This window comes from Clostridium sp. CTA-1, assembly GCF_054768215.1.
The window spans coordinates 1-15,290 of record NZ_BAAAAP010000017.1; the positions used below are offsets into that span (position 1 = coordinate 1).

General features: G+C 26.2%; 12 protein-coding genes. 2 read left to right on the forward strand and 10 right to left on the reverse strand.

What is annotated here, in order from left to right:
- Positions 1-286 precede the first annotated feature (286 nt).
- Both ACYUEW_RS13495 and ACYUEW_RS13500 read right to left on the reverse strand, forming a co-directional pair.
- Positions 287-1,861, reverse strand: coding sequence for a DEAD/DEAH box helicase (locus ACYUEW_RS13495; protein WP_003484237.1), 1,575 nt, complete (start codon positions 1,859-1,861; stop codon positions 287-289).
- 76 nt (positions 1,862-1,937) lie between these two features.
- Positions 1,938-2,105 carry a zinc-ribbon domain-containing protein gene (locus tag ACYUEW_RS13500; RefSeq protein WP_003359149.1) on the reverse strand — a complete coding sequence of 56 codons (168 nt, stop codon included), beginning with the start codon at positions 2,103-2,105 and terminating at the stop codon, positions 1,938-1,940.
- A gap of 448 nt (positions 2,106-2,553) precedes the next feature.
- On the opposite strand from ACYUEW_RS13500, the gene ACYUEW_RS13505 reads away from it, so the two are divergent.
- On the forward strand, positions 2,554-2,958 hold the full coding sequence (locus tag ACYUEW_RS13505; RefSeq protein ID WP_460276919.1) for a YtxH domain-containing protein: 405 nt from the start codon (positions 2,554-2,556) through the stop codon (positions 2,956-2,958).
- Between the two features lie 78 nt (positions 2,959-3,036).
- Here the strand turns inward: ACYUEW_RS13505 and ACYUEW_RS13510 are convergent, their stop codons facing one another.
- Together ACYUEW_RS13510 and ACYUEW_RS13515 are read right to left on the reverse strand one after the other, a co-directional pair.
- Positions 3,037-4,731 (reverse strand): methyl-accepting chemotaxis protein, encoded by a 1,695-nt coding sequence (locus ACYUEW_RS13510; RefSeq protein WP_460276920.1) that lies wholly within the window; start codon positions 4,729-4,731, stop codon positions 3,037-3,039.
- Between the two features lie 196 nt (positions 4,732-4,927).
- Complete coding sequence (locus tag ACYUEW_RS13515; RefSeq protein WP_003484232.1) at positions 4,928-5,338, reverse strand: universal stress protein; 411 nt, start codon at positions 5,336-5,338, stop codon at positions 4,928-4,930.
- A 772-nt stretch (positions 5,339-6,110) separates the two neighbouring features.
- Between ACYUEW_RS13515 and ACYUEW_RS13520 the strand changes: the two genes are divergently transcribed.
- Entirely contained in the window at positions 6,111-6,752 is a 642-nt protein-coding gene (locus ACYUEW_RS13520) for a 4Fe-4S binding protein (protein WP_003484230.1), read from the forward strand.
- A gap of 112 nt (positions 6,753-6,864) precedes the next feature.
- Here ACYUEW_RS13520 and ACYUEW_RS13525 read toward each other — a convergent pair whose 3' ends face one another.
- The 6 genes from ACYUEW_RS13525 to ACYUEW_RS13550 all read right to left on the reverse strand — a co-directional run bounded on the left by ACYUEW_RS13525 (position 6,865) and on the right by ACYUEW_RS13550 (position 15,278).
- Positions 6,865-7,341 (reverse strand): hypothetical protein, encoded by a 477-nt coding sequence (locus ACYUEW_RS13525; RefSeq protein ID WP_003484228.1) that lies wholly within the window; start codon positions 7,339-7,341, stop codon positions 6,865-6,867.
- Positions 7,342-7,460: 119 nt separating this feature from the next.
- Positions 7,461-8,378, reverse strand: coding sequence for a glutaminase A (glsA, locus tag ACYUEW_RS13530; RefSeq protein ID WP_003484226.1), 918 nt, complete (start codon positions 8,376-8,378; stop codon positions 7,461-7,463).
- A gap of 376 nt (positions 8,379-8,754) precedes the next feature.
- Positions 8,755-9,804 carry a 3D domain-containing protein gene (locus ACYUEW_RS13535; RefSeq protein WP_460276921.1) on the reverse strand — a complete coding sequence of 350 codons (1,050 nt, stop codon included), beginning with the start codon at positions 9,802-9,804 and terminating at the stop codon, positions 8,755-8,757.
- A gap of 719 nt (positions 9,805-10,523) precedes the next feature.
- Positions 10,524-12,584, reverse strand: a complete 2,061-nt coding sequence (locus ACYUEW_RS13540) for a methyl-accepting chemotaxis protein (RefSeq protein ID WP_163201479.1) — start codon at positions 12,582-12,584, stop codon at positions 10,524-10,526.
- A 516-nt stretch (positions 12,585-13,100) separates the two neighbouring features.
- Positions 13,101-13,901: a TraX family protein gene (locus tag ACYUEW_RS13545; RefSeq protein WP_003484219.1), complete on the reverse strand. Its 801-nt coding sequence runs from the start codon at positions 13,899-13,901 to the stop codon at positions 13,101-13,103.
- A gap of 348 nt (positions 13,902-14,249) precedes the next feature.
- Positions 14,250-15,278 carry a ribonucleotide-diphosphate reductase subunit beta gene (locus ACYUEW_RS13550; protein ID WP_460276922.1) on the reverse strand — a complete coding sequence of 343 codons (1,029 nt, stop codon included), beginning with the start codon at positions 15,276-15,278 and terminating at the stop codon, positions 14,250-14,252.
- Positions 15,279-15,290 lie beyond the last annotated feature (12 nt).

Sequence of the window (15,290 nt, forward strand, 5' to 3'; positions counted from 1 at the left end):
CTTATATATTATGTAAAATGTTATTTGAATAAACTTAACAATTCTTAATTTATTTTATTCAAAGAGTCTTTAAGAAAATCTCATGTTTGAGCTATAGTGAATTCGGAATTTTTAGGATATTTCAATAAAATGAGTTTAGATTTGTTAGTATAGTAGATTAGGATTTATAGCAATATATGACTTTATTATATCAAAAAATAACAAAAGCTAAGAAACAAATAAAATTCACCTCTTAGCTTCTAAATTCTCTAGTAATTCCCCTTTAAACAACTAAAATTAAAATAATTTATTTTTTACTTTTAGCTATCTCGATATTAACTTTTCTTCTATTTAATTTTTTACCTGAGCATTTATTTATTATTTTTTCTGCAGTGTTTGATGATACATCCATAAAAGTAAATTTATCTAATATGTCTATATCTCCAATTTCATGATTTCTTACAGAAGCTTCATCTTGAATAAATGTTAATAAGCTTTTTACATTTATACTATCTTTTCTTCCTACACTTAAGAATAATCTTACTGGCACTTCTGCCTCTAATTTATCATTTGTATAGTCAAAGCTCATTTCTTTACTAAATAACATTTCCATTAAAGCTGCTGACACTTCAGATAAATCAAAGTTTTGTTCTAAAGTTTTTACCATTGGCATAAATTTTTCATATTTGTTTTCTTCTATTTTAGAAGTTATATCATTTAATAAATTATCGTATTTCTTTTCTAATATATCCTCTAAAGTAGGTAATTCTTTTTTGGTGATTTTGCTCTTAATTATTCTTTCTATTTGTCTAATAGAAGATACTTCTCTAGGGGTAACTAAAGAATAGGCTGTTCCTTCTTTATCAGCTCTTCCTGTTCTTCCTATTCTGTGAACATAGGATTCCGCATCTTGAGGTATATCATAATTTATTACATGAGATATATTTTCTACGTCTATACCTCTAGCCGCTACATCTGTTGCAACTAAAAAGTTTAAGGTAGCTTTTTTAAATTTTTTCAAAGTATTTATTCTTTGATTTTGGCTCATGTCTCCATGCATACCTTCTACATTGTATCCCTTTGATTGCATAGCTTCAACTAATTCATCAACGCCTCTTTTTGTTCTACAAAATATTATAGCACTTTCTGGTTCTTCTGAATCTATTATTCTACATATAGCTTCTAGTTTATCCTTATTTTTTACTGCAAAATAATGTTGTGCTATTTTATCTACTGTTAAAGATTTTTTTAATATAGCTATATGCTCTACATCTTTTTTCATGTAGTTTAAAGCTAATTTTTTAATGGGTGCTGGCATTGTAGCTGAAAAAAGCATAGTTTGTTTTTCTTCAGGAGTACTTGCCATTATAGTTTCTATATCTTCTATAAATCCCATATTAAGCATTTCATCTGCTTCATCTAAAACTAGGAAATCAATACCTCCAAGTTTTAAAGTTCTTCTATTAATGTGGTCTAATACTCTTCCTGGAGTCCCAACCACTATATCTACTCCACTTTTAATATCTTTTATTTGTCTTTCTATAGACTCTCCTCCATAAACAGGAAGTACTTTTGTTTTACTATATTTAGATAATCTCTTTAACTCATCCTTTATTTGAAGGGCTAATTCTCTTGTAGGCGTTAATACTAGAGCTTTTACGCCTTTTTTCTTTCCTTCGTCACATAAAGTGCTTATTACAGGAGCTCCAAAAGCTAAAGTTTTGCCTGTTCCTGTTTGAGCTTGAGCTATAACATCTGCTCCTTCTAATACTACTGGAATTGATTTTTCTTGTATTGCAGATGGAGTTTCAAATCCCATATGTTGTATAGCTTTTAGTACATCTTCATTTAAGTTTAAATTTTCAAAGTTTTTATTTTCCATATAATGTTCCTTTCTGGTTGTTAATTAAAAATGGCTGTTGACATATAATCAACAGCCAATAAAAAATCTTTTCTAATTATCTAAAAGATCTGTTGTTGTTTCTAGCTTGCTTTCTAGCTCTTCTACAATCTGGGCATCTTTGTGGTTCGTTTTCGAATCCCTTTTCTTTGTAGAATTCTTGTTCTCCTTCTGTGAAAACAAATTCTTTTCCGCAATCTTTACATGTGATATTCTTATCTGCCATTTGTATATCTCTCCTTTTTTAAGAAAAATTATTTTAATTTAATAAACAAAAATCTATACTTCTTAAAAAAGAAGAACCTAGTTTTTATCTTATTAAATCACCTTCTATAGAATATCATAAATAAATTTTATATGCAATATATTTTAAAATTATTTATTTTAAAGCTGTTCTTTAAATATGTTTTTTATGGTATAATAATAAATAATTATTATCCATTAGTATATATTCATTTTTTTAAATTATCTATATTTTATTTTTTACTTAATTATTAATATTATACACCTATATCAATAATTTTTAATTCTTAATATTTTGCCCCCTACATAAAAAATTTCTGTTCTAATTGTTCTAAATTGTATTATAAAAGTATTTATTTTAAAAACATACATAATATAAATATACAATTATATAAATTTTTCAATTTATATATTTTTAAGGAGGTTACATTATGAAAAGAAATAAGAATACTATAGGTAAAATTCTAGGTGCTACAATAGCTGTAGCAAGTTCTGTATTTATAGTGAAAAAACTTAATAACAAATGTAGAAAAAATAATTTTGAAGAAATGGAGTATAACAAAGCTTTTAAAAACAAAATTCATAACATAAAAAATGAAGGGGATAACCTCAAAAATAAAATAAGAGATAAAGGAAAGAATATTAAAGAAAATTTAAAAGATAAATCTGAAAAAACAGAAGAAAAACTAAATATAACTGGCGAAGATATAAATAACATATATGAAGAAGGTAAAAATGAATTCCAAGAAACTCTAAAGGAAACTATGGAAGATTCTAATGATTTTTATGAAAACATAAAAGAAAAAACTGAAAATAAATATAAAGAAACTAAATAATTTATTAATTTTAAAATTTAGCTATTAAAAAGCTATATATTTGTAACCCCATATTACAAATACATAGCTTTTTAATTTTTATATTTTAAATTTAGAAATTGAGTTTATTAATTTTTCGGAATTAGACATAGATTCTTCTGACTTACATTTAACATTGTTGCTTTCTTCCAATATATCATTTGCACTTTTAGCTATATTACTTGTACCATCTGCTGCTTCATTAGCGGCTATAGTTACACTATCTATAGATTCTATAACGTTTTTCATAGAGGCTAAGACTTCTTCTGTAGTTGAACTTATATTTTCAGATACAACCTTATAGTATTCTGCATCACTACTATACATTTCACCTATTGTAACTAAATTCTCATAGTCTTTTACTACTTTTCCATCTATAAATGTCAATATCTTATTAGAATTATTTGCTAAATTTTCTACTGCGCTAACTACAATTTTTGTAATCTCTTGAATTTCATTAGCTGTATTATTAGATTCTTCTGCCAGTTTTCTTATTTCCTCTGCTACTACTGAAAATCCTTTTCCTGCTTCCCCTGCTCTAGCAGCTTCAATAGCAGCATTTAAAGCTAACAGATTAGTTTGTTCTGTTATTTTAAGTATTGCTTCTGACAATACATTAATTTTTTCTACTGATTTTGATTTTTCTATAGCTTCACTTAATTCTTTTTCATTAGTTTTATACAAATTAAAGGCTTCTTTCCTAGAGTTTTCAGCATCTTTTTTTAATTTATTTGCTTTATTGCTTATATCATCAGATTTTTTATAGGTTTCTCCTATTTTATTAGCTATTACTTCTATAGACTTTTCTATTTCATTAGCTGTAGCGTTTATTTCTTCTGCTGAAGCTGCGGTCTCCTCCATTGCCGCGGATATTTCTTCTGTAGTTGATGTAACTTGCTCTACATTTGATGATAATTTGTCTATAAGTATAAATACATCTTCATTAGACTTTATAGAATCTTTTGAATCACTAATTACTTCCTTTAATATATCCTTTATGGCTATTTGCATATATTCTAAATTATTAAACATTTGCCCTAATTCATCTTTTAGTTTTAAATATTTAGCATTTAACTCCTTATTAAAATCTCCCTGAGACATATTTTTAAGATATTCATTAAAGGAATATATATTTTTGACTATGCTATTACCTATAAAATTAAATAATATTATTCCTATAATTAATACAATTAATATAATCAAAAGAATGTAACTTAATATTTTCCAAACTTCTTTTTTAATAGTTTCTTTTTCTACCCCTATAAACCACATACCTATAATTTTAGAATTAGAATCTTTTATAGGTTTATAGTAAGTTAAAACATCCTTGCCAGCTACCTTCGCAGTCCCCTGGAACTCCTCACCTTTATCTAAAACCTTTTCTAATACCTCTTTTGAAGCCTTAGTTCCTACAGCTCTTTTTCCATCACTACTAATTACATTTGTAGATACTCTAGTGTCCTTCATAAATATAGTTACTAAGCTTCTTGTTTGTTCTTTTATGTTATCAACCACATAAAAATTATTATTAATTAATTCTTCTCCTTTATAAAGTTTATCTCCTTTTATATTCCATTTACCAGGATACTTTGAATCTAAATAAGAGTATCCTAAATTAGCATTATCTTTTATATTTTTCAAAAAACTTTTATTTGCCATGTTATTAACTGTAATATAAACCGTTGAAAACATAATTATAGAAAATAAAAAAAGTATTATTGAAAAAGACAGTACAAGTTTTTTTCTGAGTTTCATATCCCACCTCCTAATTATATATAAATTATTTTCCTAGTAATTTATACATATAATATCGAATTAATTATCATATTTTTAATATATAGGTTTTAATTTAAAATTTTGTTTTAAATTAAAAAACATTATGAAATTAGTTTAAAACTAATTTCATAATGTTTTTATTTTAATAGTTTAAAAAATAAGCGCTTAATTTATTTTAAACAACAATTACTGGCACTTCAGAAGTTTTAACTACTTTGGTAGTCACAGAACCCTTCATTTTTTCTAAGCCTTTTCTATTAGATTTAGCCATAACTATCATATCAAAATTATCTTTTTCTGCTTTTTCTACTATTTTATCCGCTGGTATCCCAAAACATGAATACATTTCATATTCATATCCAATATTTTTAATCTTTTGTTTTGCTTCCTCCATAACCTTTTCACTTTTACTTTTAAGTTTGTTAATTTGTTGTTGAATTAAAAAAATATTATTTACTTGAACTTCTTTAACATTTATTAAAGTAACTTCCACCTGTTTTTTATCAAACATATTTTTTAATAAATTTAAAGAATAATTGCTTCTTTCAGATGAATCCACTGGAACTAAAACTTTTAATTTTTCCATCTTATATACACCTCTTTATATAATAATATTGAAATTTAGATGAAAGCTATTTGTTATATTATTAACAATATCCTTGTTATTACATTAACATACTATAAGTATAATTTCAACATATTATCTAAATAATATTATATTAATTATGTTTAGCATATTATTTAAAACAATTTGCAATAAAATATGATTAAAATAGCAAAAAAGCAATCCTCTTATTCATCATATATATCAACAGTTTACTCTTGTTTAAAAAAACTTATTATTTATTAAAAAGTTATATATCATATGAAATTTTAATATGTTATAGGAAAAGTCTATTGTTTAACTTGTATTATTTATTGTTTATATTTTATATTAAATTATTAAAATTCAACAATATAATCAATAAATTATGTTATTTTTTTATCTATTAATTATCTAAAAATTATACTACTCTCTATTAATCAAAGAAACCTAATCTTAAGTACCAAACCAATTTTAATAATAACTAGAGTTATGTAATTTCCTTACTCACCGAAGCAAAAAGATATCATTTCCTTTAAATAGAGAACTAAACTCTATGATTCTTACACAGAGTTAAAACTTGATGTAAATTCCTTAAAAAGTACTGATTTAATATGAAATGCTACTCAGTTGAAAAATAAAACTAAGTTTAAGCTTATATTTTGTTATATTTAGAGTGTTTTTCTAATATATTCTATTGACATAGTTTTTGTAATATATTAAAATCTTTGCATACCCCATATGGGTATATTATTATTTTTTATGAGGTGATTAAATGAAATTTTCTTTTTTTAGTTTTTTGAAAAAATATAGTTATATTATTCTTATATTTTTTATAATAGCAGGTATGTTTAATCCTACAATAGCTTTGACAGCTATTATTTGTATGCTAGGTCCTATTTTCTTAGCCATTTTAGGTAAAGGAAGGTTTTGGTGTGGAAATATATGTCCAAGAGGTAGTTTCTTTGACAATGTTCTAATTAATTTTAGTAGAAAAAATAAGGTTCCTAAATTTCTTAAATCTAAACTTTTCAGAACATCTGTTATTATATTTATGTTTTATATGTTTGGAAGTGGAATATATAAAAACTGGGGAAATGCTGTAGGTATAGGTATGGTTTTTTATAGAATGATTGTAGTTACAACCTTTATAGGTATTATATTAAGTTTTTTCTATAATAATAGAACGTGGTGTAACTTTTGTCCTATGGGAAGTATTGCATCTCTAATATCTTATTTTAAAGAGGATAGAAAAAAATTAACTGTATCTTCAAGTTGTATTTCTTGTAAACTTTGCAAAACAACTTGCCCTATGGGTATAGTTCCTTATGATTATAAAGGAAATCCAATTGAGCATCCTGATTGTATCCAATGTGGAAAATGTATAAATATTTGTCCTAAAAATGCCATAAGATAATGAAATTCAAAATATTGTATAAGAATCTATAAATGAGAAATTTTATAAATTTCTACATAGTAAGATTAAAGGGATTTATCACTAAATAAATTTATATTTAATGATAAACCCCTTATTTTTTATATACTCTTTCTAGATCCTTTATATATTTTTCTTCCATTTTTATAATATCCGTTAATATTTTATATTCATAACTATCCCCATCTCCATTTTTTTGTATCATTCTACCTCTTATATCTATAAATAGTGCTCTTATATCCTTATTCATATTTAATACACATTCTATAAATTCTTTTATGGTTTTATCTTTATAACAATTTGTTGAGATTTTATTATTAAACTGAGCAATTAAAGAAGATATCTTATCATATATATATAAATCTATTTCTTTTATTTTTTCTTTATTTAGCCTGATTTTTAATGAATGATAATAATCTATCTTTTCCTTTTCATATTTCATAAATATCTTGGAAAATATTTTGAAAGAATTAATATCATCATATTCTTTATTCATATCAATATATATTTCAATAACCTTATTCCCTGTATCTATAGCTCTATCTATTAAATCTACAATATTGTATGCCACTTATTGCCTCCTAAATAAAATTTTAAAATCCCCTTACTTTATTGTAAAATTTTTTAAGCCTAATAAATATTTTATTATTTTTTATCTAGTATTATTTCAAATTTAAATATTCTTCTCTTTTAAAAAATACTTAAATCTAATTGCTTTGAAAGCTCTTCTAATATCTTAATTCCAGCTATACTATTACCTTTTTCATCTAAAGCTGTACCTAGAACTCCTATACCCATTCTTCTTGGAGCACAGGCAAGTATGCCTCCTCCAACTCCACTTTTAGCAGGTATTCCAATATGTACAGCAAAATTTCCTGATGCATCGTACATACCACAGGTCACCATTATAGTTTTTACAATTCTAGCCACATACCTTGGAACTATTCTATCACCAGTATAAGGAGATACACCATCATTGGCCAACATAACTCCTATTCTAGCTAAATCTTTACAAGTAATTTCTATGGAACATTGTTTAAAATATACATCTAAAACTTCTTCTACATTCCCCTCAAGGGCTCCTGTACTTTTCATAAAGTAAGCAAGTGCTCTGTTTCTGTGTCCCGTTTCTTTTTCAGACTCATATACATTTAGATTTATATCAATGTTATTGTTACCACTTATTTTTCTAGTAAACTTTAAAATTCTTTCAACCTTTTCATCAGAATCTTTTCCAGCTACCATAGAAGCTACAACTATAGCACCGGCATTTATCATTGGATTTATAGGTTTCTGAGATTCTTTTGCTTCTAAATTTACTATAGAATTAAAAGCTGTTTCTGTAGGTTCCATTCCTACCTTTGAAAAAACATAATCCTCTCCATTGTCTATTATAGCTAACATTAAGGTTACTATTTTTGATATACTTTGAATTGTAAATTTGACTTCAGCATCTCCTTCCCAATATTCCTCTCCCCCTAAGGTACATACAGAAATGCCTAATAAGTTTTTATTCATTTTAGAAAGTTCGGGAATATATGAAGCAACCTTTCCTTCCCCTATCCACTTTCTATTATTTTCTATAATCGTCCTAAGTAGTCTGTTCATATATGGTTCTCCCTAATCCTTATAATATTATGTTATATAATAATTATACATGTTTTATATAATTTTTTTAAGCTAATTTTTGTTTTATAAAAATTATATTAATATATTTTTAGAATTATTAAACTTACTTTAATATAATCTTATACTACAAATAACTTTTAATACTTAAAAAATTTTATAAATTCCTATAAAATAAAATATACCCTATAAAATAGATTCCTTTTTACTCATCTATTCTACAGGGTATATTATTATAAAGTTAAATATTTTCACATTAAAATTTAATTTTTAAACAATATTATTCTACATAAATTAATTGCCACTATTTATTACTACATATAAAATAATTTTTATTTATTTCTAAAATAAATACTTACTATCCTATTACATAAACTTTTACAGTTCTTCTTCCCCAACTATTACATTCAGCCTCTGAATTCATAAATAAATCTATTCTATTACCTTTAATAGCACCACCAGTATCATGGGCAATAGCATATCCATAACCTTCCACATACACTCTAGTTCCTATACTTATTACTCTAGGATCTACAGCTATGGTACTATATCCATTAGGATTTCTACTTGTTCCGTTTCCTGAAGCAGTTATGCCATCTCCTGCATATGCAGTTGCTTCCATTACCATTACTTTCGAATAGGACGTAGAGTTTGATTCTCCTCGAGATAAAGTTTCCCCATTTGAACTGTTGCTATTATTAGATGCAACCTCTTTAGCTTGCTTACTATTCTCTTCAGCTTCTTTAGCTCGTTTACTATTCTCTTGAGCTTCTTTAGCCTTTGCAGCTTCACTAGCTACTATTTGATTTTCTTTTTCTTTTACGTTACTAAGAGCTTTCTTTTCTTCTTCTACACTCTTATTAAGCCTCAATAAAGTAACTTCATTGCTCTTCTTTAAGGATACTAATTTATTTTTCTCTTGGTCTAAGTTTTCTTTTTCCTTTACTATAGCTTCTTTTTCTTCCTTTAACTTAATAACAACATTTTTATCAAATTTCATTATTTTTGAAACTGTATCTATCCTTGACATAAAATCACTTAAACTTTCTGAGGCGAAAAGTATATCTAGGTAGCTATCTCCACCACTTATATACATAGCCCTTACTCTTTTCCCAAATAGTTCTTCTTTGGCTTTTACGTTGTTTTTTACCTGAGTTAATTTTTTCTCTGCATCTTTAACATCATTATTAATTTTATTCATAAGTTGCTTATTTTTATCAATTTCATTTATTACACTATCAATTTCACTGTCCATTTTTTCAACTCTTTGCTGGATTTGTTTCTTTTGCTCTCTAGTTTCTTTTAAATCCCCTGACTCTTTAGTATCTGGTGCGGCCAATACACTGCTAGTACTTGTACTTAAAATTAGGGTTAACATTATAATAAAAGATAAAACTTTTTTATTCAATTTATCACTCTCCTATAATTTATCTGCAAATCTAAAATTCACTATATTTGCTATACACTTTACAATTCTAATACTTTCTATTTTATAATATAAAAGTAATATTTGTAAAGGCATTAATTTTCTTTAGTTAAATTTCCAATAAATAAAAGCTTATTCTAAACTAAGCTTCACTTTATTATTTATTAAAATTATGTTTATATTATACCATAATAATTAATTTTTCAATGTTTTATTATTATATCATGTTTACTAGCTAGATAAAAATTATATATTTATATAAATATTAATTAACTACACTAACAAATATATGAATGTTAAACTTAATAAGTGTTAAAACACATAAAATTTATAGAAGTAATTCCATTTGTTAGTGATTTTTAAATATAAAAAACTCCCTACAAAAAATAGAATGCTTGAAGTTTTTATGATTTTTACTACCTTTTTTGACCTTCTCCTAGAATTTTCTTAACTTCATTATAATTCATTCTATATTTTAACTTGTTATAATTTTTGATATTTACTGTACTTTTAGTTCCACAACCTACCAACACTAGTACAGTTAGACATAACAGCAAAATAATTTTTTCATTTAGTTGCTTCTCATGTATTATTTTACCATATTTTATTAATTTCTTCATATTATGTATTGTATAAAAATAGGCTGAACAATATTTATCTTAAATACCATTCAGCCTATATAATACTTAATTTAGAAGTATCTAATATTTAAATCTAGAAATACTCACCTGCATATCCTCTGCTAACTTAGCTAAAGACTCACTTGCATTAGCTAGTTCTGAAATAGAAGCAGTTTGTTCTTCTACTGCAGCCACTGTTTCTTCTGTCCCCGCAGCATTTTCCTGGGAAATAGCAGATAAATTATCAATTACTCCAATTATCTCATTCTTCTTGCTTTCCATATCTTTTCCTGATTCATTTAATGTTTGTACTACTTTCTGCATTTCATCAATAGCTATAGAAATACCTTCAAATTTTTTATTTGTATTTTCTACACTCTTAGTTTGTTCTTTGGTATTGTCACTAACTATTTCCATACTCTCAACTGCTTTTTCTGTCTGGACCGCTAATTCATTAATTACCAAAGCAATTTCATCGGTGAAAGCATTAGATTGCTCTGCTAATTTTCTTATTTCATCCGCTACCACAGCAAAACCTTTACCTGATTCTCCTGCTCTAGCGGCCTCAATAGCTGCATTTAAAGCTAAAAGATTAGTCTGAGATGCTATACTTTTTATCATTTCACTAGCATTTTCAATTTTTTCTGCACTCTTATTGCTATCAATAATTACTTTATATACTTCCTTCGATATCTTTTCGCTATCCATAGTCTTTTCTACTAATTCTTTTAAAGTAGTTACCCCTTCATTTTTCAAAATATCTACTTTTTCTATAGCCTTATTTAAGCTCCCCATCATCTGTTGATTTTTTGAAATTGTCTCTCCAAGAACATTTACATTCATAGCGCCACTCTCTGTTTGCCTTGCCTGATCCTCTGCAGAGTTAGCCATTTCCTCTATAGTTTTAGTAATTTCATTTGCTGCTTCTGCAGTTTGTTGACTAGTAGAAGTAAGCTCCTCTGAGGAAGCTGCTACCTGCTCTGCACTTTCTAAAGTTTTTCTAGCAAAATCTCTTAAATTTACAGAAATATTTTCAAAAGCCTTTGCTAATAGTCCTATTTCATCTTCCTTTTCCACTAGTTCCTTTGATATATCCTCTGTAAAATCTAGGTCTGCCATTTTCTGTCCATATCCTTCAAGACTTTTAATAGGTTTTACTATAGCTTTTCCTACTAGGAAAATTAGCGCTGCAATAATAATTCCTCCTAGTGCATAGGAGATAATAAGTAATTTTCTTACCATAGAAACTTTTTCATTAAATTCACTTTGATCTATTACCGCTGCAACAGACCATCCATTAGATGATATAGGATAATAACCTACATATTTATGGTTATTTTTATAAGAATACATTCCTGTACCCTGCTTTTGTGCAACCATATTTCTTCCTATGTCTCCCATTTCTCCTTTTTCTTTTGTCATATTATTTTTCAAAATCATTTCTTTTACAGGATGATACACTAGTTCCCCTTTTTTACTTATTAAGAATACAAATCCACTTTTACCGATCTTATACTTTTCCATAATACTAGGCAATTCATCAAGTAGTACATCTATAGCCACTACGCCTAAACTAGTTCCTTTTTCATCATATACTACCTGTATAACACTAATCACCATCTTTCCTGTTACAGAATCTACATAAGGTTCTGTGTAAAGCACTTCCCCAGGTTTTAATTTTAAGGCTTCTTTATACCAAGGTTTTTCCTTAATAATCCAATCTGTTGGAGAGTCCCACTGCTCTTGGGTAACTAAATAACTAGCATCTTGTAGACCAATCCATACTGTAGCAAGATTTTTATCCATTTTTTTTATTTGCTGTAGAGAGTTTATTACATCTTTATAATCTGGATGGCTTCGAACTTTATCCCTAGTCTTTACACCCTTCATTAATTTTATAATATCCTGATTTGTAGCCATTTGTCTTACTAAAACTTCATTCTTTTTAAAAAATTCATTGTTTTGATTAGAAGCTGCCTTTGCTTCCGTTAGAAGATGCTCATAATTCATCTTAGTCACAATATCCTTGGTCTTTAGCTCTAAAAAAATACCAGAAGCTAAAAATACAACAAATACTGCTGTAAGAATATACAACATCATCTTAGCAAAAATACTCTTTTGGACAATGTTTTTAACCTTCATTTATTTTCCCCCTTTATATTGGTAGAAATCTTGTTTCCTCCCCTTTTCCACTAGATTTTATACCATTATTTTTTGCTATTTTCATTATATATCAGAAAATACAAAATTTAAATATTTTTTTTAATTTTTCGTCTATTTTTTAACAAAAGTATAGCAATAAATTCTTTTAAAACAAATTTTAAGCTTATTTTTTATGTAAATTTAAAATTAAATTATATAAAAAATTAAATATATATTTTTTTGAAGGTACTAAGCTTTTTCAAATAGACTTTTAAACATACTTAATGTTAAACTGCATCTTCCTTTTAAATACTATCTTTTTTTGTAAATTTTAAAATATTATAGAGTCCCTCACAAATCAGAAATTTTATAAATTACTATATAATAAATAAAAGCCATGAAATTAAGTTATTAACCTTAATTTCATGGCTTTCCCTTTTAAAATAAAGAATATTATAATTAGTTCTTAAATTAATTCAATTAAAATTGATACAAAATATCTATGTGAATTAAATTTTATCTTTTCATCATATACACAGAAATTATATAAAATATATAGATATGTGCTGGATAAAATACATAGAATAAATATTTCATGCCCTTTCCCTTTTTACCATTGTATAAATAGAATAAAGGTGCTGCGAATATCATCATCCATTGATAATTTTTAAATAAAAGTCCTTGTATAGTAATATCTCCACCTGTTAACATAATAATAATACTCAAAGCTGAATATACTATTATAAGCATGTTCTTTTTTTCTTTAAATAAGTACATTATTATTCCAAGTAATATAAATACAGGTCCACCTTCTACAAGTAATGGAGTAGGAATTAAAAACATAGCATACATCATGCCTGGTGCTGTAATATTCATAATCATTACAAATCCTATAACTATAGGTAGTATAAACAAGCATATTCCTTTAATAATGCCTAAAACTTTCTTTTCCTTTATAGCTTTTCCTAAATACTCTATAATAGATAGGTACATAACAATTACAAAAAGTGTAGTAAATATATTATTCATCAATCCAAAACTATCTGTTCTTTCAAAGTATTTTGGTATAAAGGAATTTCCCAAACTCATAAGTACTGATCCTATATAAAGTCTTGTTGCATATTTTTTTCTATTTCTTGTATGAATAAATCCTTGTACTGTCATAAATATAAATATAGGTGCTACTATTCTTCCTACCCAATTAAATGCTACAGGTATGCTGTTTGTGAATCCAAACATTTCATGAATATGATCAAATATCATTAAAAATAATCCTATTAGCTTTAACTGAAATCCTGTAAGTCCTTTTTCTTTCATAATTATCCTCCTAAATCATTAATATGATACCATTATATAAAGCTAATCTTAACTAATTATCACTTGTACCTTAAATAAACCTTAAAATACATATTTCATTGCTATCATCCCTAATAGTCTTATTTAATATATAAAAACAAATTTTACAAAATCATAGATTGCCTAGATGTGATTTTTAAAGTAAGAATAATAAGTACCTATCTAACCCATTTTAACCTTCAGTTAAAATTAAAAACTCCATCTAAAGACAATAATTATTTATAAATATTATAAATAATAGCCTAACAAAATGTATTTTAAAACTTTGTTAGGCTATTTTTATAACTTCATTTATAATTATTGATTTAATTAATCAAGATCATCAAAATCAAAGGCCGCTGCTTTTGTATAGTTTGTAACCTTTGCTTCAAAGAAGTCGGTCTTTGTACTATTTAATTTTGAAAAACTATCAATCCACTCCATAGGATGTTTATTGATTTCTGGATATAGAGGCTTCAAACCTATAGCTGTTAATCTTAGATTAGAAAGATATTTAATATATTTATCTATTAATTCATCATTAAGGCCTAAGATTTCATTATTAGTAACATACTGTCCCCATTTTATTTCATGCTCTACACCCATTATCATCATTTCTCTAAATTCTTCTTCTAATTCTTCTGTAAAAATATTTGGATTTTCACTTTTTAGTTCTTTAATAATATTTTGAAAAAGCACAAGGTGAGTAACTTCATCTCTATTTATATATTTAAAAATTGTACTAGTGGCAGTCATTTTCCCTTGTCTTGCTAAGGTATAAAAGAAACTAAAACCAGAATAAAAGTATATTCCCTCTAATATATAGTTTGCCATTATTACTCTTAAAAAATTATAAATTTCAGGTTCTTTATTAAACTTTTCATAAATACCTGCTATAAATTTATTTCTTTCTAAAAGCTGTTCATCTTCTCTCCATTGATCATATATTTTATCTCTAGTAATTGGATTTGTAACTGTATCAAGTATGTATGAATAACTTTGTGCATGTATTTCTTCTTGAAAGGTTTGAATATTTAAAAGAGAAGAAACTTCTGCAGCAGTTATATATCTTGATATATTAGGAAGATTTTCACTTTGCACGGAATCAAGGAAATTTAAAAAAGAAATAATCTTATCAAAGGCATTTCTCTCTCCGTCTGTTAAGTACGGAAATTGTTTTACATCCTCATTTAAAGAAATTTCCTCTGGTATCCAAAAATTATTAAGCATTGTTCTATAAAAATCGCTGGCCCAACTATATTTTATTCTATTCCATTCTCTTAAGTTAGTAGTGTTTCCATTTATCATTGATTCCGTTCCCCGTTGACCCTTTTCGTTAAATATCATTTTTTTAAGCATTAAATATAGAGC